The organism is Amycolatopsis sp. GA6-003 (assembly GCF_046267895.1).
Lineage (GTDB): Bacteria > Actinomycetota > Actinomycetes > Mycobacteriales > Pseudonocardiaceae > Amycolatopsis.
Genome location: NZ_CP176499.1, coordinates 3,577,378 through 3,597,659, shown reverse-complemented (window position 1 = coordinate 3,597,659; position 20,282 = coordinate 3,577,378). Strand labels below are relative to the sequence as shown.

The window sequence follows — 20,282 nt, the reverse complement described above, 5'->3', positions numbered from 1 at the left end:
CGCCAAGACTCATGACACCACCGTAGTCGCTCCGCGGTCACGGACGGGTGAGCACCCACGGGGTCCGGCCGCTCGTGCGGCGAGCGGCCGGACCGAAGAGGCAGGTGGTCTGCCCTCACGCCCCGCGGAAGGCGTTGATGCCGTCGAGGTGCTTCGCGCGCAGCTCCTCGTCGCGCACGCCGAGCCCTTCCTCGGGGGCCAGCGCGAGCACGCCGACCTTGCCCTGGTGCGCGTTGCGGTGCACGTCAAGGGCGGCCTGGCCGGTTTCCTCGAGCGAGTACGTCTTCGACAGCGTCGGGTGGATGAGGCCCTTCGCGATCAGCCGGTTGGCCTCCCACGATTCGCGGTAGTTCGCGAAGTGCGAGCCGATGATCCGCTTCAGGTTCATCCACAGGTACCGGTTGTCGTACTGGTGCATATACCCGGACGTGGACGCACAGGTGACGATGGTGCCGCCCTTGCGCGCCGCGTACACGGACGCGCCGAAGGTCTCGCGGCCCGGGTGCTCGAACACGATGTCCGGATCCTCGCCGCCGGTCAGCTCGCGGATCTTCGCGCCGAACCGCTGCCATTCCTTCGGGTCTTGCTCGTTCTCGTTCTTCCAGAACTGGTAGCCCTCGGCGGTGCGGTCGATGATCAGCTCCGCGCCCAGCTTCCGGCAGATCTCCGCCTTCTCCGGGCTGGACACGACGCACACCGGGATCGCGCCGCCGTTGAGCGCGTACTGCGTCGCGTACGAGCCCAGACCGCCCGACGCGCCCCAGATCAGCACGACGTCGCCCTGCTTCATGTCCGCGCCGTTGCGCGACACCAGCTGCCGGTACGCGGTCGAGTTCACCAGCCCGGGGGAGGCGGCTTCCTCCCAGGTCAGGTGCCCCGGCTTCGGCATCAGCTGGTTCGCCTTGACCAGCGCGATCTCGGCGAGCCCGCCGAAGTTCGTCTCGAAGCCCCAGATCCGCTGCTCGGTGTCGAGCATCGTGTCGTTGTGCCCGTCCGGGCCCTCCAGCTCGACGTTCAGGCAGTGCGCGACGACCTCGTCGCCCGGCTTCCAGTTGTGCACGCCCGCACCGGTGCGCAGCACCACGCCGGACAGATCGGAGCCGACCACGTGATACGGCAGGTCGTGCCGCTTGGCCAGCGGCGAGAGCTTGCCGTACTTGCGCAGGAACTTGAACGTCGGGATCGGCTCGAAGATCGACGTCCACACGGTGTTGTAGTTGATCGCGCTGGCCATCACCGCGACCAGCGCCTCGCCCGGACCCAGCTCCGGCGTCGGCACCTCGTCCACGTGCAGCGAACGGCGCGGGTCCTTGTCCCGGCTTTCCAGGCCCTCGAACATGTCGACCTCGTCGGCGTGCACGGTGACGCCCCGGTAGCTCTCGGGCACGGGCAGCTCGGCGATCGCGTCGAGGCGGCCGTTCAAGATCGCCTGCTGGATCTCGTCGAGGTGCGTCATCGGGAACCTCCAGGGGTCGGTCGCGGCGCGACAGGACGAAATTACTCGTCGGTAACCGGGGGCCTCACTGTACGAGACAGACACCCCGTACACGAGTCGAAGTGTGACGCACGAATCTTGACCGGCTGGCCAGTCAAGGCGCATAGTCGGGAGTGGGAAATCTCCCTGAACGGCTCTTTTCCGGCGGAGGTGAGCACGAATGAGTGAAGTCTCGACGCGCGCCTGGACGCGGCCCTACGACTGGGCCGAGGTCGTCATCGGTGTTGTCGCCGCTCTTTCACCCCTTTGGCTGAGCACGAACACCACGATGGTGTGGACGATGGTGATCCTCGGCGCGCTGATCGCGATCGACGGCCTGGTGTCGCTCGCGGCGCCGAGCATGGTTTACGGCGAGGGCGTGCAGATCGTCCTCGGCGCGTTGCTGTTCATCGCGCCGTGGGTGATGGGGTACACGGAACTCAACGGGGCGTCGTGGACGTCCTGGGTGGCCGGTGCGCTGACGATCATCGCCGGCGCGGCCGCGATGCCGGAGGCCAACGCCGCGCACCGGATGGCTGGCCAGCACTGATCGGGGCAGCGGAGCCCTGACGAGGAAGGCGGACATGACCGACGACTCGGCGAAAGAACGGATCCTGTGCGCGGCGGAGGAGCTGTTCGCCGAGTCCGGCTTCGAAGCGACCCCGACGTCCCGCATCGCGGAGCGCGCCGGGGTCCCGAAGGGCCTGGTCCACTATTACTTCCGCCGCAAGTCCGACCTGCTGGCCGCCTTGGTCGACCGGCTGCCGGACGAACGCATCGAACCCGCCGCGGTCGTCGTTCCGGGCGACCTGGCGGGTTCCCTGCGCAGACTGGTCGGCGAACTCGACCGCCGGTTCACCGGTTCGCTCGGGCTCTCGCACCTGCTGTGGCGCGAGGCCGACACCCACCACGTGGTCCGCGACGCGCTGTCCGAACGCTTCCAGCAACTGGTCCGGCTGATGCGGTCGGTGATCGTGGCCGCCACCGGCGGGCGGCTCGCCGGAGCGGACATCGACCACGCGTCGGGCCTTTTGGCGCGCGCGGTCACCCACCGGCACGCGACGGCCCGGCACACCGGCGACGACCGGCCCGCGGAGTTCGACGGCGAGCTGACGTTCGTGGCGAACGCGTTGTCCGCCCGGGCGGGCAAGGGGACGCCGCCCGCTTCGGCGGTGTGAGGGTGCTCGTGAGCGTTCATCCCGGTTAGAACCGCGATCGCCGCTCACGACCCCCCGCGATTCAGTGCGCGGAGGCGGCGGGCTCCACCAGCTCGACCAAAACCCCGCCCGCGTCCTTCGGGTGGACGAAGTTGACCCGGCTGTTCGACGTCCCGCGCTTGGCCTCGTCGTACAGCAGCCGCAGCCCCTTCTCCCGCAGCGCCGCCGCGGCGGCGTCCACATCGGACACTCGCAGTGCGAGCTGCTGCAGGCCCGGCCCGTTGCGGCCGATGAACTTGGCGATCGTGGAATCGTCCCGGGACGGGGCGAGCAGCTGGATCATCGTCTCGGTGCCCGCGGCACCCGGGGCGCGCAGCATCGCCTCGCGCACGCCCTGCTCGTCGTTCACCTCCTCGTGCGCGACCTCCAGGCCGAAGTGGTCGCGGTGGAAGGCGATGGCCGCGTCGAGGTCGGGCACGGCGATGCCGACGTGGTCGATCGCGGTCACGAACGGCTTGAGCACGGATGCGCTGGGCTCGGTGTCCATACCGGGGAGGATAAGCCCCGGCGGGCCTCGCGGAACCCCGCGTGCGCCCCCTCACACTGGCTCCATCAAGACGCACCGCGAACCCCGCGCAGGCCGTATCGTGGGAACACTGCCAGTGCACCGATGCTTTGGAGGACGACGTGTCCGGTTCCGTGATCCTGGGCGCTGCCCGTACCCCGATCGGGCGGCTGCTCGGCTCGTTGAAGGACTTCTCGGGAGCCCAGCTGGGCGGGATCGCGATCAAGGCCGCGCTCGAGCGCGCCGGCGTCTCCCCGGACCAGGTCCAGTACACGATCATGGGCCAGGTGCTCACCGCCGGCGCGGGCCAGATCCCGGCGCGCCAGGCCGCGGTCGCCGCGGGCATCCCGATGGACGTCCCGGCGCTGACCATCAACAAGGTCTGCCTGTCCGGCCTCGACGCGATCGCGCTCGCCGACCAGCTGATCCGCGCGGGCGAGTTCGACCTCGTCGTCGCGGGCGGCCAGGAGTCGATGACCCAGGCGCCGCACCTGCTGCCGAAGTCCCGTTCCGGCTTCAAGTACGGCGACACCACGCTGGTCGACCACATGGCCTACGACGGCCTGTTCTGCGCGTTCGACCAGGTCGCGATGGGCTCGTCGACGGAGAAGTACAACAGCCGCTACGGCGTGACCCGCGAGCAGCAGGACGCGTTCTCCGCGCGTTCGCACCAGCGCGCCGCCGCCGCGATCGAGGCCGGGTTCTTCCGCGAGGAGATCGCGCCGGTGTCGATTCCGCAGCGCAAGGGCGACCCGGTGGTGTTTTCCACTGACGAGGGCGTGCGGGCGGACACCACCGGCGAGAGCCTCGCGAAGCTGCGTCCAGCGTTCGCCTCGGACGGCACCATCACCGCCGGTTCGGCGTCGCAGATTTCCGACGGCGCGGCCGCGGTGATCGTGGCCAGCCCGGAGAAGGCGGCCGAACTGGGCATCACGCCGCTGGCCGAGATCGGCGCGCACGGCGTCGTCGCCGGTCCGGACGCGAGCCTGCACGAGCAGCCGTCGAACGCGATCCGCGCCGCGCTGAAGAAGGCGAAGCTGGACGTGTCCGACCTGGACCTGGTGGAGATCAACGAGGCGTTCGCCGCGGTCGGCCTGGTGTCGAGCGAGAAGCTCGGGCTGGACGAGTCGAAGGTGAACGTCAACGGCGGCGCGATCGCGCTCGGCCACCCGATCGGCGCGTCCGGGGCGCGGCTGGCGGTGCACCTGGTGCACGAGCTGCGCCGGCGCGGCGGCGGTCTCGGCGCGGCCGCGCTGTGCGGTGGCGGCGGCCAGGGCGACGCGCTGCTGATCCGCGTTCCGTCGGCGTAAGTTGGCCGGCCCGGACCTCGACGAGCTGGTCGGCCGCGCGCGGGAAGGACAGCCGCGCGCGGTCGCCCGGCTCATTTCGCTCATTGAGTCGGACACTGCTTCGTCGCCGCAAGCCGCGGACATCGCCCGCGCTTTGACGCCGTACACCGGGCGGGCTCGCGTCGTCGGGCTCACCGGGCCTCCTGGGGTCGGGAAATCGACGTCGACGTCCGCGCTGCTCACCGCGTTGCGCGGCGAGGGATTGCGGGTCGGGGTGCTGGCGATCGACCCGTCGTCGCCGTTCTCCGGCGGGGCTTTGCTCGGCGACCGGATCCGGATGACCGAGCACGCCACCGATCCCGGGGTCTTCATCCGCTCGATGGCCACCCGGGGGCACCTCGGCGGCCTGTCCTGGGCGACCCCGCAGGCGGTGCGGGTGCTGGACGCCGCCGGGTTCGACGTGGTGCTGATCGAGACTGTCGGGGTTGGACAGTCCGAAGTGGACGTCGTGAAACTGGCCGACACCACGGTGGTGCTGCTGGCCCCGGGCATGGGCGACGGCATCCAGGCGGCGAAAGCCGGGGTGCTGGAAATCGCGGACGTGTTCGTGGTCAACAAAGCCGACCGCGACGGCGCCGACGCGACGGTGCACGACCTCAAGCAGATGATCACCCTGGCCCGTCGTGAAGTGCGCGGACCGAGCTGGCGGCAGCCGATCGTCCGCACGGTGGCGGCGAAGGGCGAGGGCGTCGACGAGGTGGTGTCGGCGTTGCGCACGCACCACGAATGGCTTGTGGCGCACGGGGAATTGGACCGCCGCCGCGCCGCTCGCGCCCGGGAGGAAGTCGCCGCGATCGCCTTGCGGAGGTTGCACGCGGAGCTGGCGGACCTCCGGGACGGCGACCGGCTGGGCGACGTGGCGGCGCGAGTGGTGGCCCGGGAGCTGGACCCGTTCGCGGCGGCGGACCAGTTGATCGCGGAGCTGAAGCGCTAACGCTGCGCGGCTTCGTACAGCGGCTTGGTCACCTTGCTGCTGAACTGCGGTCCGACCAGATACCGAGTGCAGCCCTCGTCATAGGTGCACGGTTTTCCGTTCGCGGCAAAGAATCCCGCATGCGTGTTGTCTCCGACGACAATGCCCGAACCGGTCGCCGGGTCGAAGTCGCGCAACCGGGGACCGCCGCTCGAACCGCCGCCCATGACGCACGCCGTGCCCCACTGGTCGGGAGAATCCGGGTGCGCCGGCGTGCCGGGCCACTGCCGGGCGGTGCCAGTGCAATACGCCAGCCTCGCCCCGGTGTACTCCGGCAGTCCTTCGCGAGCCAGATCGGACGCCGCCCGCGGGTAGCCGAACTGGGTCACCTTCGCCGCGCCCGGAAGGTCGAAACCGATCTGCTGCGCGCCGACCGCGTCCTGCACCAGCTGTCCGGACTCGTTCGGGCCGAGGACCGCGAAGGCTTGGTCGTAGGTGTCGTATTTCCGCCCGTCCTGCTGGTCGTTCGCGAGCCAGGTGCGGTCGACGACGCCGAACCGGGCGGCGAACTTCCCGTACGGCGCCTGGCCGTCGCGGTAGCCGGGGACGAACATGACGTGTGCGTTCCAGGCGTTGTGCTCGCCGAGGAGATCGGTGTTGTTGACGCAGTGCCCGGCCGTGACGATCGTGCTGCGGTTCTTGCTGCGCACGACGGTCGCCGTGCAGCTCGCGTCCTCGCCGTGGTCGGTGTAGAAGAGCCGGCCGACGGTCTTCGGGAGCGGATCCGGCCACGGGGCTCCGTCCGGACCGCTCTTCGGCGGATTCTGCGACGACGGTTCGGTCAGCGCGGCCAAGCGTTGCGGGGTCCAGTAGGCGAGCACCGCCTGCTGTTCGGCGGCGGACGACGCGAGCGGTTGCCGCACCGGACCGGCGGGGACGGCCAGCAGCCCGGCGACCAGTCCGGCGAGGAGGGAAGCGATCATGAAACCGCACCGTAGGACGCGGGTGTCAGGAACCGGTCAGGATGCGACTTTCGCCGGAAGCGCGGGCAGTTTCCCGTCCCTATACTGCGATCCTCCGTGCACTGGGAGGGAACCGGAATGAAAAGACTGCTCGTGTCCGTGCTGACCGCGTTGTCGCTGGTCGCCGTCGCGGTACCGGCTTCGGCCGCGGACTCGGCACCGCCGAAGGTCACGTCGGGGCCGTGCCAGTACACCTCGACTCCGGACGATCCCGCGGTGCGCCCGGTTTCGCTGCCGCGCGACCCGAAGCACACGCCGAACCACGGCAGTGTCGACGTCGCCGTGTTCTCCAACCAGGGCCTGCTTCCGCTGAAGCTCGACCGCGCGCAGGCCCCGTGCACCGTGCAGAGCTTCCTGCACCTGGCCGCCCACGGTTTCTACAACCAGACGACCTGCCACCGGCTCACCGCGTACCCGACGCTGAAGGTCCTGCAGTGCGGCGACCCGTCGGGCACCGGCGAGGGCGGGCCGGGCTACAAGTTCCGCGACGAACTCCCGACGACGCTCCCGCCCGCCCCGACCGACCCGACCGGCAAGCGCCGCACGTACGCCCGCGGCCTGCTGGCGATGGCGAACGCCGGCCCGGACACGAACGGCTCGCAGTTCTTCGTGGTGTACGGAGATTCCAGCCTGCTGCCGAACTACACGGTCTTCGGCACGGTCGGCGAGGCCGGACTGCGCACGCTGGACCGCGTCGCGGCGGGCGGCATCGAACCGGACGCGGACACGCCGCCGGGGAAGACGCCGGTGGACGGGAAACCGGTGCGGAAGACGGATCTGGAGCTGGTTTTGCCGCTTTGCCTGTTCTGCGGTCGCTGACCGAGCGGGACAACGGGCGGATGCGTCCAGAGCCTGGCCAGGTACTGCACTTTTCCGCGGACCCGGGGATCACGCGGTTCATGCCCCACGTCGCGGCGACTGCCCGGCAACCGCAGCGGTACGTCTGGGCAGTCGACGCCGCCCGCTGTCCGGATTATGGGTTCCCGCGACAGTGCCCGCGGGCGATGGCGTGGGCCACGCCGCTGACCACGGACGCCGACCGGGAACGCATTCTCGGCGGCGACGACCGGGTCCACGCCGTCGAATACCGCTGCGGTGACCGCCAGCACCACGGGGTTCAGCGGGATCCGGCTCCGCAACGCCCGGCCGCGCGCCTGACTGGCCCAAGCCGTCCACGCTGAACTGGACCACCCGGTTAGGCCAATCCTGATTAGCGTGGGTGGCATGACGAAGCGAATCGCGCTCGCGACGGGCGCGTTGTATCAAGCGATGTCCCACTTGCAGGGCGAGGTGAAGAAGGCCAGCGCGAACGCGGGGCTCGACGTGAAGCTCATCGAGCTGGTCAAGATGCGCGCGTCGCAGATCAACGGATGCGCCTACTGCCTGGACATGCACGCGGCGGAGGCCGTCGCGGCCGGGGAATCGCCGCGGCGGCTTTACGTGCTCGAAGGCTGGCGCGAGACCGACCTGTTCACCGAACAGGAACGCGCCGCGCTCGCGTACACCGAGGCGATGACGCTCATCTCGGACCACAAGGACGTGCCGGAAGACGTTTACGCCGAGGCGGTCCGCGTGTTCACCGAGGACCAGTACCGCGCGCTGGCGTGGTGCATCGTCGCCATCAACACCTGGAACCGGCTCATGGTCACGAGTCACGCCGAGTTGCCGGAGCGTGCGGAGTGAGCGCCGAGCAGTTGCGGGCGCTGCATGTGCCCGGGAAGCCGTTGCTTCTGCCGAACGCTTGGGACGCGGATACCGCGAAGGCGGTGGAAGCGGCCGGATTCCCCGTGGTGGCAACGAGTTCCGCGGCGGTCGCGGCGGCGCTCGGGCACGCCGACCACGAAGGGGCGGCGGCGGACGAGATGCTCGCGGCGGCCAAGCGGATCGTGGACGCGGTGTCGGTGCCGGTGACCGTGGACGCCGAGGCCGGGTACGGCTTGGCTCCGGCCGAACTCGCGGCCCGGCTGAAGGAAATCGGTGCGGTCGGCTGCAACATCGAGGACACCGACCACAGCCGGGGCGCGCTGCGCCCGGCGGCCGAGCAAGCCGAGCGGATCGCCGGACTGCGGCAGGCGGCCGGCGACGGGCTGGTGCTCAACGCCCGGGTGGATTCGTTCCTCGGCGCACCGGACGAGCAGGCAGTACTCGACGATGCTGTCGCGCGCGGGCGGGCGTATCTCGAAGCCGGGGCCGACTGCGTGTACCCGATTCTCGTGCGTTCGCCGGAAGTGCTGGCCGAATTCGTCCGTCAGGTCGGCGGTCCGGTCAACGCTTCGGCGCTTCCCGGCGGTCCGGGGCTGGCCGGGCTCGCAGAACTGGGGGTAGCCCGGATTTCGCTCGGCGCGGGATTGTGGCGGTATCTGCGGAGCCTGCTGGAAAGCACGCTCGGCGAGATCGCGCAGGGGAAGCTGCCGTACTGAAAAACCGCTGGGCGCCGCGGCAAAAGCGGCGCCCAGCGGTTTCCTTGCGCTGAGAATCAGTGCTGCACGGCCTTTTCCGCGCCCGCGCCGGTCAGTGCCCGTACTTCCATTTCGGCGAACTTCGCCTGGTCGTGTTCCTTCGACAGGATCGTGCCCAGCCAGCCGAGAACGAACGCGATCGGGATCGACACCAGACCCGGGTTGTCGAGCGGGAACCAGTGGAAGTCCACGCCCTGCAGCATCGACGCGCTCTTGCCGGTCTTCGGGTCGACCGGCTTCCCGGAAACGGCGGGCGAGAACACGATGAGCACGATCGTCACGATCAGCCCGCCGTAAATGCTCCACAGCGCGCCCTGGGTGTTGAACCGTTTCCAGAACAGCGAGTACAGAATCGTCGGCAGGTTCGCCGAGGCCGCCACCGCGAAGGCCAGCGCCACCAGGAACGCGACGTTCTGCCCGTTCGCCAGAATGCCGCCGAGAATCGCGACGATGCCGATCACCACGGCGGTGATCCGCGCGACGCGGACCTCCGACCCGGTGTTGGCCTTGCCCTTCTTCAGCACGTTCGCGTAGACGTCGTGCGCGAACGAGGCGGACGCGGTGATCGTCAGACCCGCCACCACGGCGAGGATCGTGGCGAACGCGATCGCCGAGATCAACCCGAGCAGCACCGGACCGCCGAGGTTCAGCGCCAGCAACGGCGCCGCGGAGTTCACGCCGCCGGGCGCCTTCTTGATCGCGTCCGGTCCGACCAGCGCGCCCGCGCCGTAGCCGAGCACCAGGGTGAACAGGTAGAACACGCCGATCAGCACGATCGCCCACACCACCGAACGCCGCGCCTCGCGCGCGGTCGGCACCGTGTAGAAGCGCATCAGCACGTGCGGCAGGCCCGCGGTGCCCAGCACCAGCGCGATGCCGAGGGAGAAGAAGTCCAGCTTCGTCGTGCCGTCCTTGCCGTACTGCTTGCCCGGCCCGAGCAGCGCTTCGCCGGCCTTGCCCGCCTTGTCGACCGCGCCCTGCAGCAGGGAGGAGAAGTTGAAGCCGTACTTGCCGAGCACCCACAGCGTCATCGCCAGCGCGCCGACGATCAGCAGCGCCGCCTTGATGATCTGCACCCACGTGGTGCCCTTCATGCCGCCGATCAGGACGTAGGCGATCATGATCACGCCGACCACCGCGATCACCAGCGACTGCGCGGCCTTGCCCTCGATGCCCAGCAGCAGCGCGACCAGCCCGCCCGCGCCGGCCATCTGCGCCAGCAGGTAGAAGAACGACACCACGAGCGTGGAAATCGCCGCCGCCGCGCGCACCGGACGCTGTTTCATCCGGAACGCCAGCACGTCGCCCATGGTGAACTTGCCGGTGTTGCGCAGCAGTTCCGCCACCAGCAGCAGCGCGACCAGCCACGCCACCAGGAAGCCGATCGAGTACAGGAACCCGTCGTAGCCGTACACCGCGATGGCGCCGGCGATGCCGAGGAACGACGCCGCCGACAGGTAGTCGCCGGAGATCGCGATGCCGTTCTGCGGGCCGGTGAACGCGCGGCCGGCCGCGTAGTAGTCGGACGCGGTCTTCGTGTTGCGGCTCGCGCGGAACACGATCACCAGGGTGATGACCACGAACAGCGCGAAGATGGTGATGTTGAGCGCCGGGTTGCTTCCTTCGACGCTCGCGGCGAGTGTCTTCACGCCCCCTCCTTCGCCGGGTTCTCGATGTCGTCCCTGATCCGCTCAGCCAGCGGGTCGAGCTTCTTGTTGGCGTAGCGCACGTACAGCCACGTGATCAGGAACGTGGACACGAACTGCAGCAGCCCGAAAAGCAGGCCGACGGTGAAGTTGCCGGCGATCTTCGTGCTCATGAAGCCGTGCGCGTAGTCGGCGAGCAGGACGTAGAGCAGGTACCAGGCGAGGAAGAGTCCGGCCATCGGGAAGACGAACCGGCGGAGCCGCCCGCGGAGTTGGCGGAACTCGGCGCTGTCGTGCACCTGCTCCCAGGTCGGGTCCGGCGGCGCGCCGGACGGGTCGCCTGCGCTCATGGGATCTCCCTTGTGCGACGCTGCGGATGTGGTGCGCGACACAGTAGGGAGGACGCCGGGGCGAGGGAAGGCGTCAGCGGCTCAAACGCCTCGCCGCACGACGAACGGTTGACGAACGGTCCCCGGAAGCGGACGAAGGGCCTTCGTCGAGATGCAACCGCAACATCGCGGCCCCGGCCCAGGACGGTGGGCGCCCGCGCAGTGACACCGCGATCATCACGCCGAACGCGAGCGGTACCGACCAGGGTGCCGGTTGCGAGACCAAGATCGCCACCCAGCCTCGCATCGGCGGTCCGGCCAGCGCGAACAAGATCGACCCGGAGGAGGCGGCCAGCCCGGTCAGCACCCCGGCGATCGCGCCGGCCGCGGTGAGCCGCTGCCACCAGATGCCGAGCACGAGAAGCGGGCAGAACGTCGAGGCGGCGACGGTGAACCCCCACGTCACCAGCACCCCGGCGTCGAGCCGCGCGGACGGCAGCGCGAGCAGCACCATCGCGATCGCGGCGAACCCGACGGTCACCCGCAGGCGGCGCAGCCCACCAGGCATCAGGTCGTAGGCGAGCGCGCCGGACATCACCAGCAGCAGCCCCAGCGACGTCGCCAAGAACGCGGCGAACGCGCCCGCGGTGAGCAGCGCGGTGAACAACTGCCCGGCCCAGCTGTGATCCACTTGCGACGGCAGCGCGACGACCACGGTGTCGGTGTTGCCGGACAGGTACAGCTGCGGCACGAGCACCCGGCCGAGCACGCCGTAGACGCCGGGGAAAAGGTAGAAAACCCCAAGCAGCGCCACGGTAATCGCAGCGGTGCGGCGCGCGGCGCGGCCGTCCGGGCTGGTGTGGAAGCGCATCAGGACGTGCGGGAGGCCCATTGTGCCGAGGACGGTCGCGATGAGGACCGCCCAGGTGCCGAGCAGCGGGTAGCCCTTGTCGATTTCCAGCAGCGGGCGTTGCCAGTCCGGGCCGCCGAGCGCGACCTCGCCGCTGACGCCCGGGACCTGTGCCCCGGCGGCGAAGGTGAGCTGTTCTCCTTTGTGCACCACCAGTTGCCCGGGCGCGACCGTGCCGCGGTTCTCGATCGCGGTGGGTTCGCGGAAGGTGAGGGTGACGTCGTGGTCGAACTGCACCGGGGTGGCGTGCGAGAAGCGGGTGAACTCGACCGGGGTAAGGCTCGCGTCGCGGGTTTCGGCACCGATCTGGAGCACCAGCCACAACGCGGGGACGAGGAACAGCACGAGTTTCAGGAAGAACTGGAACGCCTGGACGTACGTCGCCGCGCGCATCCCGCCGAGCGCGAGCGTGACGCTGACCGCGGTGCCCGCGATGACCACGCCGACCCAGTACGGAGTCCCGCCGACCGCGGTGAGCACCAGCCCGGCGGTGCGGAATTGCGGGACTACGTAAATGGTGCCGATCACCAGCACGACGACCGCGGCGAGGCGGCGTAGCGCGGGGGAGGCGAGGCGTGCTTCGGCGAAGTCGGGGACGGTGAGTGCGCCGGATCTGCGCATCGGCGCGGCGACGAGGACCAGCATCGCAACGTATCCCGCGGTGAAGCCGACCGGGTACCAGAGCGCGCCGACGCCGTCCTTCACCATCAACCCGGCGACCCCGAGGAACGACGCCGCGGAGAGGTACTCGCCGGAGACCGCGGCGGAGTTGACGAAGGGGGAGATGCGCCGGGACGCCACGAGGAAGTCGGAGGTGGTGCGCATGGCGGCGACCCCGCGCACGCCGATGAGCAGCGTGACGAGGACGACCGGGGCTACCGCGAGCGCGATGTCCATCTCACCGATCGTCCTCGATCTTCTCCGCGCGGCGCAGCTGCCACCAGGAGAGCCCGGCCAGCACCGGGTACGGCAGGACCGCGATCAGCAGCCAGGACAGCGGAATTCCCCACAGCCGCACGGCGTCGAGCGACGGGGCGAGCGAGAACAGCACCGGCAAACCCAGCACCAGCACGAACATCGCCACCAGCGCGGGAATCCCGCGACGCCGCTGGATCCGGTACAGGACCGCCGCGCGTTCCGCTTCCGGCGCGCGCAGCCGGGGCATCCGCCACCGGCCGCGTTCGAGCCGCCGCGACCGGGCGAGCCTGGTCTGCGGACTGGTGACGGCGACACGTTTGGTGCGGCTCACCGGACGGCCCGCGCAAACCTCGTGCGCGGCGATCCCGGTTCTAACCGGGAACGCCACTCACGAGACGCAAGCAGGCACCTAACCGCACCGCTCCCCGGCTGCTCCCGAACTGCCCGCGCTCCGCCGCTCACCGGGCACTCCCGAGCTGCCCGCGCTGCGCCGCCTCCAGCAACCGGTCCCGGAGATCGCGCGCATGCCGTCGGCTCACCGGCACATCACCGGCCTCGGTGTGCGCCAGCAGCCCGCCCGTCGTGTCGCTCCGCAGCTCCAGCACCGCGCTCACCGCGAGCAAAAACCCGCGGTGCACCCGGGTAAAACCGGTGCCCTCCCAATATTCCTCGAGCCGCGAGATCGGCATTCGCACCGGATGCACGCCGTTGCGGGTGTGGAGCCGGACGTAATCGCCGTTGGCTTCGGCGAACAGCACGTCGTCGCGGCGGACGTACCGCGTGCGGCCGCCGGAATCGACCGGCAGCGCGGCCATCGCGTCCGGCGTGGACCGCCGAACACCGCTTGGCGCCAACCGGGTCACCTTCGCCAACGCGGCGGAAAGGCGTTCCGTGCGCACCGGTTTGAGCAGGTAGTCCACCGCGCCGATGCCGTACGCGGTCACCGCGTGCCCGTCGTGCGCGGTGACGAACACGATCACCGGCGGTTCGGACAGTTTCGCCAGCAGCGACGCGAGTTCCAGCCCGTCCAGGCCAGGCATGGAAATGTCGAGGAAAACCGCGTCGAAATGGTCTGCCTGCAACAGTTTCAACGCCTTCAACGCATCGCTCGCGCCGACGACCTCGCCGACTTCCGGCGCCTCCCGCAGCATCCGGCACAGTTCGGCCAGGGCCGGCGCGAGGTCGTCGACCGCCAGCACCCGCAGCCCGCTCACGGCAGCACCCCCGGCTGGAACCGCGGCACGCGCAGGACGACCCGGGTGCCCTCGCCGACCGCCGTTTCCACCGTCAGCCCGTACCAGGCCCCGTACACGGTGCGCAATCGTCTGTCCACATTGGCCAGTCCGAGCCCGGTGCCGTCGCCGCTGCCCGCGAGGATGGCCGCGGCGCGCTCGGGCTCCATGCCGACCCCGTCGTCCTCGACGCTGATCACGCAGTCGTTCCCTTCCGCCTGTCCGTGCACCTGGACGAGCCCGGTGCCCGACCGCGGCTCGATGCCGTGCCGGATCGCGTTTTCCACGAGGGGTTCGAGTACCAGGTACGGCACCGCCACCGCAAGCACTTCCGGCGCGACCCGCACCTGCACCTTCAGTCTTTCGCCCAGCACCGCCCGCTGCAGCGCGAGATACGTTTCCACCGCGCGGAACTCCTCGGCGACGACGGTGTACTCGCCGTGCCTCGACAGGCTGTAGCGGGTGTAGTCGGCGAAATCGAGCATCAGGTCGCGGGCGCGGTCCGGTTCCGATCGGACGAACGAGGCGATCACGGTCAGGGCGTTGTAGACGAAATGCGGCGACATCTCCGCGCGCAGCGCCCGGAGTTCGGCTTGCGCGGCCTGGTCCGCCGACGCTTCGAGCCGACCGCGCTCCAGAGCCTGCACGACCAGGTCCGCGGCTTGCCGGGGCACCCCGCTGGAAACCTCGCCGACCAGCAGCAACGCACCCACCAGTTCGTCGTGGACGTGCAGCGGAACCGCGGTCACGCCACGCGAGGTGATCGGCTCTTCCCGGTGCAGCACGTCGTCCAGGATCTGGGACACCGCGTCGTCGGCGCCAGGGCGGCCGGACCACATCAGGGTGCCGGACAGGTCGGAGAGCCCCAGCCCGGGGACGTCGAACAGCCGCCGCAGACCGTGGGCGGCGCGTCGCGCGCGGACCCCGGACAGGCCGTCCTTCAGGTCGTCGGAGACTTTCCGCGCCGCGCCGAGCACGCCGACGGCGTCCGGGCGGGAGCGCCACCGCAGCCGGGCACTTTCGGTCATCGACGAGCCTCCCCTCAGGTACCTGGGGGAGTAGATCCTAGCCCGTAACATGGCGAAGGGGACTTTCCGCGCGAAAAGTCCCCTTCGGCCGGACCAGCGGTCAGCAGCTCTGCTTGTAGAAGTACTTCGAGTTGGCGTCCAGGTCGTCCTTGGTGATCGAGTGCAGCTGCGCGGTCAGGTTCCGCTCGTTCGGCTTGCCCTCGTGCGCGGCCACCGCCTGGTCGACGCCCTTGGTGCCGATCTGCGCCGGGTCCTGCGCGATGAGCGCCTGGTACTCGCCCTTCTTCAGACCGTCCACTTCGGACGGGCTGGCGTCGAACCCGACCAGGTTGACCTTGCCGATCTTGCCCGCGTTGCGCAGGCCGGTCGCCGCGCCCTCGCCGGTGTTGAGGTTGGTGGCGAAAATCCCGACGAGGTCCGGCGTCGAGACGAGCGCCGCGGTCACCTTCGACGCGGCCTGCTCCGGTTCGTTCTGGGTGAACTGGACGCCCACCGACTTGAGGTTCGGGTGGTTCTTCAACTCGTCCTCGAAGCCCTTCGCCCGGGCGGCCGTGGTGGACGTGCCCGCGATGGTGTCGAGGACCAGCACCGAACCCGGCTTGTCGCCGACCAGCTTCGCCATGGTCTGCGCGGCCAGCTTGCCGCCCTCGGCGTTGTCCGAGGAAACCGACGACACCGCGACGCTCTTGTCCTTGAGCGACGTGTCGACCTCGACGATCTTCGCGCCGCGGTTCTTCACCTGCTGGATCGGCGCGAACATGGCCTGGTCGTCGGTCGGGGCGATGAGCAGCGCGGCGGGAGGGTTGGACCCCATCGCGTTGACGATCGACGTCTGCATCGCCGCGTCGAATTTCTGCGGTGCCTGCACGGTCAGTTCGTAGCCGAGCTTCTTCGCTTCTTCCTGCGCGCCGCACTGCATCGAGATGTAGAACGGCTCTGCTTGCACGCCCGGCACCAGCGCGAGCTTCTTGCTGTTCGCGGAGTTGCCGCCGGGTTTGTCCCCGGACCCGCTCTGCCCCACCTGCCCGGCGCCGCACGCGGCCACCAGCATCGCCGCGGACGCGAGGGTCCCCGCGGCGAGGACGGTTTTGCTGAATTTCATCGTAAGCACCTCTTTGTACTCGGGGACCGATTCAGCGGGAGTTGCGTTTGCGCCGGTGGCGCTGGTCGAACCACACCGCCGCGACCAGGACCGCGCCGACCGCGATGTACTGCCAGTAGTCCTGCACGTGCGTGATGTTGAAGCCCTTCCGCAGCACCGCCGGGATGAACACCCCGATCACCGTGCCCAGCATCGAGCCGACGCCGCCGAAGAGGCTCGTGCCGCCCATCACCGTCGCGGAGATGGAGTTGAGATTGTCGTTGGTGTGCGCGGAAATCGTGGTCGACGCGTAGTAGGCGAGCGACATGAAACCCGCGACCCCGGCGAGGAAACCGGTGAGCAGGTACACCTTCAGCAGGTGCGCGGTCACGCCGATGCCCGCCCGGCGCGCCGCCTCGGCGTTCGAACCGACGGCGAACGTGTAGCGGCCGAACCGCGTGGTGTGCAGCAGCCAGGAGCCGATCAGCGTGATCACCACGGCCACCAGCACGAGGTTCGGGATCCCGCCGAACGACGTGCCGTACCCGAGGACCTTGTTCAGTTCGGCCGGCACGCTGCGCACGTCCGATCCGCTGTTGAGCAGCAGCGACACGCCGAGCGCGGCGCCCATGGTGCCGAGCGTGACGATCAGCGGCGGGATGCCCGCCACGGCGATGAGGAATCCGTTGATCAGGCCCCAGACCGCCCCCGCCAGCACCGCCGCGACCAGCCCGGCGGTGATCACGCCCCAGCCCGCGTGCGAGGCGTCGCCGCCGCTGAGCGCTTCCATGGTCTTGCCCGCGACCATCCCGGCGAAGATCAGCACCGATCCGACGGACAGGTCGATGCCGGAGGTGATGATCACGAACGTCATGCCGACCGAAAGCACCAGCAGCACGGACGTTTCGATCAGCAGCGTCTGGAAGGTGAACAGGGTCGCGAACTCGGCGGGCGCGATGGCGGTGAACACCGCGATCAGCGCGACCAGCACGAGCGCGATCCAGAACGTGTTGGCCCCGACGAGCCGTTTCCCCAGCGGCGGCTTGACGAACTCGCCGTCCACAGTGGTCTGAATGTCCTTCACCGGGGTGCTCATCAGGCCGCCTCCTCCTGGACCAGCGAGCCGGTCATCGCCGCGACCAGGTCCTCGAGTTTCGTGTCCGCGCCGGCGAACCGGGCGACGCGCCTGCCCTGCAGCAGCACCTCGACCCGGTCCGCCACCGAAAGCACGTCGGGCATGTTGTGGCTGATCAGCACCACCGCGATGCCCTTGTCCCGGACTTTCTTGATCACGTCCAGCACCCGTCCGCGCTGCCGCACGCCCAGCGCCGCGGTCGGTTCGTCCATGAACACGACCTTCGACGCCCACGCCACCGACCGGGCCACCGCGACGCTTTGCCGCTGCCCGCCGGACAGGGAGCCGATCGGCACCTCGGTGCTCTGCAGCTTGACGCCGAGCTTCTCGAACTCGGCGACCGCCTGCCGGCGCATTTCCGCCTTGTCGAGCATGCCGAGCTTGCCCAGCAGGCCCTTGCGCGGGATTTCCCGGCCGAGGAACAGATTCGCCGCCGGGTCGAGGTCCGGCGCGACGGCGAGATCCTGGTACACCGTCTCGATGCCGAGCCGGCGCGCGGCCACCGGCGAGTCCAGGCGGACTTCCGTGCCTTCGAGCAAGATCCGGCCCGACGTCGGCTGTTCGGCCCCGGACAGGCACTTCACGAGCGTGGACTTGCCCGCGCCGTTGTCGCCGATCAGTGCGGTCACCTCGCCCGCGCGCGCCTGGAAAGACGCGCCGCCCAAGGCTTCCACCGATCCGTAGTGCTTGGTCAGGTCCACCGCTTCGAGCAGGATCTCGCTCATCGGCGCTAACTCCTTTCCGGGGCGGGCGGACGGCAGCGGATGACGGTGAGCGAGCCGGACAGTTCGGTCTGGCCCGCGGAGTACGGCACCGCGTAGGTGTCGCCCTTGGCCACCGGGAACTCGCCGCCGTTCTCGGTGCGCAGGGTGCCCTCGCCGTCGAGCGCGACGAGCACGCTGAACGACGGGTCGAGCGAGAACGCGTTGCCGGACAACTGGATCCGGTCGGCGCGGAAGAACTCCGCCGAGTCCGGCGCGAGCAAGTCCACTGTGGTCGCTTCGGCGCCGGAGGTGTGCTTCACGATCGTCTTGAGCCGGTCGTCGTCCCAGCCCGAGGTGTCGAGCGTTTCGATCGCGGTGTCGAAGCCGATCCCGAGGTGGCCCTTTTCCGGCGAGGCGAGGAAATCGCGCCATTCCAGGGTCAGCGAGAAGTCCGTCGGCTGCTGCAGTTCGACCACGAACACGCCCTCGCCGATCGCGTGCGGCAGCCCGGCCGGGATGTAGACCGTGTCGCCGGGCTGAACCGGGATGCTGTTGAGCGCGCCCAGCATGCTCGGCGCGTCCTGCTCGCGGGTCCACTCGGCGACGGTTTCCTTGCTCAGCGTCTCCCGGAAACCCGGGTACACGCGCGGGTCGTCGCCGTAGGTGCCGACCACGATCCACGCCTCGGTCTTGCCGAAGTGCGAGTCGAAGTGCTTGCGGGCGAAGGAATCCGACGGGTGGAAGTGCACCGGAAGCCGCTGTCCGGCGTCGAGCAGCTTCACCAGCAGACCGGTCGAATCGCCGAGCTTGGCGACGTGCGCCGCGCCCAGCCACGCCTCGGCGTCCGCGCGGATCGCGTCGCGCAGCCAGATCCCGCTGGGCAGCTTGGTGAGGCCGTTGGTCTCCTGGCCGAACATGGTGGTGACGGAACCGACCCAGTCCTCCGGCCCGAATTTCGAGTCGGTGCCGCTGGCCCCGCGCAGGGCGGCGATCGCGTCGCCGCCCCGGTAGAACTGCGGCGGCTGGTTGGCCGGGAGCGAGACCGGCTCGAGGTGCTGGGTCACAGGGCGGCCTCACCGGAACCGCGGGCGACTAGGTGCACGGGCAGAACTACCTTTCTCGGGGCGGACTGGTCGCCCTGGATGCGGGCGAACAGCAGCTCGGCCGCAGCGCGGCCGAGGGCGCTGACGTCGTGGGCGATCACGGTGACCGGCGGGTCGAGCAGGTCCGCCAGTTCGAAATCGTCGAAGCTCACCAGGGCGGGCCGTCGTTCGGCGTGCGCGAGCGCGCGCAGCAGGTGCACCGCGACCCGGTTGTTGCCCGCGATCACGGCGGTGGCCGGATTCGGGCCGTCGACCAGCTTGCGCACGGCCTGTCCGACGGTTTCCGGCGTCGGCGTCTGCATCGCCACGAGGCTCTCGTCGTAGGAGATCCCGTTGCGCACACAGCCTTCCCGGAACCCGCGCAGGCGTTCGGCGGCGGTGAAGATGTCCGGGCTGTCGCCGAGGAACGCGATCCGGCGGTGGCCGTGCCGCACGAGGTGGCCGACCGCCTCGATGGTGCCGCCGAGGTTGTCGACGAGCACGGTGTCGGCCACGATGTCGCCGGCCGGGCGGTCGAGGAACACCACCGGCGTGCCCGCGCGCATCTCCGGCACCAGATAGCCGTGCTGCAGCCCGGCGGGCACGATCAGCAGCCCGTCCACGCGCCGCGCGCAGAACTCCAGCGACAGCTCGCGTTCGCGGTCGGAGTTCTCGCCGGACGACCCGGTCAGCACGTGCCTGCCGAACGACGTCGCGATCCGTTCCACCGCGCGGTTCAGCTCGGAGTAGAAGGGGTTGCCGACGTCCTCGACGACCAGGCCGATGGTGCCGGTGGTCGAGCCGCGGCGCAGGTTGCGGGCACCGAGGTTCCGCCGGAACCCCAGCTGTTCGATCGCGGCCACCACGCGTTCGGCGGTGTCCGGATGCACCGCGGGCTCGTCGTTGACGACCCGCGACACCGTTTTGATGCTGACGCCGGCCAGCCGCGCCACATCGCTCATCGTGGCCCGCCTGCTGGCGGGGCGGGGAAGCCCGTCCGCGTCCCGGCCCGAGTGAGACAACGTTGTCATAATGCGGGGGATTGGACACCATCCGCGCCCGCGCTGTCAATGCTTGCCGCTTCGGGCTGCCCGCTTCGCCGAATCCGCTGGTGCGGATGGTGGACATCGTTGTCTCGAATCGGACAGGCTCTCACCGCGGTCTTGACGATCCGGTGAGCCATTGCCCAAGGTGGCCCGCATCGACGGTGCGCGACAAGGTTGTCATCGATGCCTCGAGTCGGTGGCGGCGGGTTCGCGCCGGAGGAACTGGAGAGGC

General features: G+C 69.7%; 22 protein-coding genes. 8 read left to right on the top strand and 14 right to left on the bottom strand.

Annotated features, from left to right (window positions below):
* Nucleotides 1-115: 115 nt before the first annotated feature.
* Nucleotides 116-1,456 (bottom strand): crotonyl-CoA carboxylase/reductase, encoded by a 1,341-nt coding sequence (ccrA, locus tag F9C12_RS15835; protein WP_409466378.1) that lies wholly within the window; start codon nucleotides 1,454-1,456, stop codon nucleotides 116-118.
* 199 nt (nucleotides 1,457-1,655) lie between these two features.
* Between ccrA and F9C12_RS15830 the strand changes: the two genes are divergently transcribed.
* Both F9C12_RS15830 and F9C12_RS15825 read left to right on the top strand, forming a co-directional pair.
* Nucleotides 1,656-2,024 carry an SPW repeat protein gene (locus F9C12_RS15830; RefSeq protein ID WP_409182729.1) on the top strand — a complete coding sequence of 123 codons (369 nt, stop codon included), beginning with the start codon at nucleotides 1,656-1,658 and terminating at the stop codon, nucleotides 2,022-2,024.
* Between the two features lie 34 nt (nucleotides 2,025-2,058).
* Nucleotides 2,059-2,652, top strand: coding sequence for a TetR/AcrR family transcriptional regulator (locus tag F9C12_RS15825; protein ID WP_409182728.1), 594 nt, complete (start codon nucleotides 2,059-2,061; stop codon nucleotides 2,650-2,652).
* A gap of 61 nt (nucleotides 2,653-2,713) precedes the next feature.
* On the opposite strand, the gene mce is transcribed toward F9C12_RS15825, so the two are convergent.
* Nucleotides 2,714-3,178: a methylmalonyl-CoA epimerase gene (gene mce, locus F9C12_RS15820; protein ID WP_409466377.1), complete on the bottom strand. Its 465-nt coding sequence runs from the start codon at nucleotides 3,176-3,178 to the stop codon at nucleotides 2,714-2,716.
* Between the two features lie 140 nt (nucleotides 3,179-3,318).
* Between mce and F9C12_RS15815 the strand changes: the two genes are divergently transcribed.
* Entirely contained in the window at nucleotides 3,319-4,506 is a 1,188-nt protein-coding gene (locus F9C12_RS15815) for an acetyl-CoA C-acetyltransferase (protein WP_009073872.1), read from the top strand.
* A 1-nt stretch (nucleotide 4,507) separates the two neighbouring features.
* A complete protein-coding gene (meaB, locus tag F9C12_RS15810) occupies nucleotides 4,508-5,479 on the top strand; it encodes a methylmalonyl Co-A mutase-associated GTPase MeaB (RefSeq protein ID WP_409466376.1) in 972 nt (323 codons plus the stop codon).
* Here meaB and F9C12_RS15805 read toward each other — a convergent pair.
* Entirely contained in the window at nucleotides 5,476-6,441 is a 966-nt protein-coding gene (locus tag F9C12_RS15805; protein WP_409466375.1) for a trypsin-like serine peptidase, read from the bottom strand. The two genes, meaB and F9C12_RS15805, sit on opposite strands and share 4 nt — an antisense overlap.
* Before the next feature lie 117 nt (nucleotides 6,442-6,558).
* Between F9C12_RS15805 and F9C12_RS15800 the strand changes: the two genes are divergently transcribed.
* From F9C12_RS15800 to F9C12_RS15785, 4 genes are all read left to right on the top strand, one after another.
* On the top strand, nucleotides 6,559-7,299 hold the full coding sequence (locus F9C12_RS15800; protein WP_409466374.1) for a peptidylprolyl isomerase: 741 nt from the start codon (nucleotides 6,559-6,561) through the stop codon (nucleotides 7,297-7,299).
* 80 nt (nucleotides 7,300-7,379) lie between these two features.
* Nucleotides 7,380-7,661, top strand: a complete 282-nt coding sequence (locus tag F9C12_RS15795) for a DUF6886 family protein (RefSeq protein ID WP_409466373.1) — start codon at nucleotides 7,380-7,382, stop codon at nucleotides 7,659-7,661.
* Between the two features lie 43 nt (nucleotides 7,662-7,704).
* Entirely contained in the window at nucleotides 7,705-8,163 is a 459-nt protein-coding gene (locus tag F9C12_RS15790; RefSeq protein WP_409466372.1) for a carboxymuconolactone decarboxylase family protein, read from the top strand.
* The gene (locus F9C12_RS15785) at nucleotides 8,160-8,900 is read left to right on the top strand and encodes an isocitrate lyase/phosphoenolpyruvate mutase family protein (protein ID WP_409182720.1); all 741 of its coding nucleotides are present in this window, start codon (nucleotides 8,160-8,162) and stop codon (nucleotides 8,898-8,900) included. Before F9C12_RS15790 ends, F9C12_RS15785 begins: the two co-directional genes overlap by 4 nt.
* A gap of 56 nt (nucleotides 8,901-8,956) precedes the next feature.
* Here the strand turns inward: F9C12_RS15785 and F9C12_RS15780 are convergent, their stop codons facing one another.
* The 11 genes from F9C12_RS15780 to F9C12_RS15730 all read right to left on the bottom strand — a co-directional run bounded on the left by F9C12_RS15780 (nucleotide 8,957) and on the right by F9C12_RS15730 (nucleotide 19,966).
* Nucleotides 8,957-10,588: a cation acetate symporter gene (locus F9C12_RS15780; protein WP_409182719.1), complete on the bottom strand. Its 1,632-nt coding sequence runs from the start codon at nucleotides 10,586-10,588 to the stop codon at nucleotides 8,957-8,959.
* The gene (locus tag F9C12_RS15775; RefSeq protein WP_409182718.1) at nucleotides 10,585-10,935 is read right to left on the bottom strand and encodes a DUF485 domain-containing protein; all 351 of its coding nucleotides are present in this window, start codon (nucleotides 10,933-10,935) and stop codon (nucleotides 10,585-10,587) included. The genes F9C12_RS15780 and F9C12_RS15775 overlap by 4 nt, the downstream gene beginning before the upstream one ends.
* 73 nt (nucleotides 10,936-11,008) lie before the next feature.
* The gene (locus tag F9C12_RS15770) at nucleotides 11,009-12,721 is read right to left on the bottom strand and encodes a cation acetate symporter (protein ID WP_409182717.1); all 1,713 of its coding nucleotides are present in this window, start codon (nucleotides 12,719-12,721) and stop codon (nucleotides 11,009-11,011) included.
* A gap of 1 nt (nucleotide 12,722) precedes the next feature.
* Nucleotides 12,723-13,073: a hypothetical protein gene (locus F9C12_RS15765; RefSeq protein WP_409467017.1), complete on the bottom strand. Its 351-nt coding sequence runs from the start codon at nucleotides 13,071-13,073 to the stop codon at nucleotides 12,723-12,725.
* Between the two features lie 127 nt (nucleotides 13,074-13,200).
* Nucleotides 13,201-13,956, bottom strand: a complete 756-nt coding sequence (locus tag F9C12_RS15760; RefSeq protein WP_409466371.1) for a LytR/AlgR family response regulator transcription factor — start codon at nucleotides 13,954-13,956, stop codon at nucleotides 13,201-13,203.
* Nucleotides 13,953-15,002, bottom strand: a complete 1,050-nt coding sequence (locus F9C12_RS15755) for a sensor histidine kinase (protein ID WP_409466370.1) — start codon at nucleotides 15,000-15,002, stop codon at nucleotides 13,953-13,955. Before F9C12_RS15755 ends, F9C12_RS15760 begins: the two co-directional genes overlap by 4 nt.
* Nucleotides 15,003-15,102: 100 nt before the next feature.
* Nucleotides 15,103-16,104 (bottom strand): ABC transporter substrate-binding protein, encoded by a 1,002-nt coding sequence (locus F9C12_RS15750; protein ID WP_409466369.1) that lies wholly within the window; start codon nucleotides 16,102-16,104, stop codon nucleotides 15,103-15,105.
* 31 nt (nucleotides 16,105-16,135) lie between these two features.
* The gene (locus F9C12_RS15745) at nucleotides 16,136-17,179 is read right to left on the bottom strand and encodes an ABC transporter permease (protein ID WP_409182713.1); all 1,044 of its coding nucleotides are present in this window, start codon (nucleotides 17,177-17,179) and stop codon (nucleotides 16,136-16,138) included.
* The gene (locus F9C12_RS15740) at nucleotides 17,179-17,943 is read right to left on the bottom strand and encodes an ATP-binding cassette domain-containing protein (RefSeq protein WP_409182712.1); all 765 of its coding nucleotides are present in this window, start codon (nucleotides 17,941-17,943) and stop codon (nucleotides 17,179-17,181) included. Before F9C12_RS15740 ends, F9C12_RS15745 begins: the two co-directional genes overlap by 1 nt.
* A gap of 5 nt (nucleotides 17,944-17,948) precedes the next feature.
* On the bottom strand, nucleotides 17,949-18,986 hold the full coding sequence (locus tag F9C12_RS15735; RefSeq protein WP_409466368.1) for a class I mannose-6-phosphate isomerase: 1,038 nt from the start codon (nucleotides 18,984-18,986) through the stop codon (nucleotides 17,949-17,951).
* A complete protein-coding gene (locus F9C12_RS15730) occupies nucleotides 18,983-19,966 on the bottom strand; it encodes a LacI family DNA-binding transcriptional regulator (RefSeq protein WP_409182710.1) in 984 nt (327 codons plus the stop codon). Before F9C12_RS15730 ends, F9C12_RS15735 begins: the two co-directional genes overlap by 4 nt.
* Nucleotides 19,967-20,282: the final 316 nt, after the last annotated feature.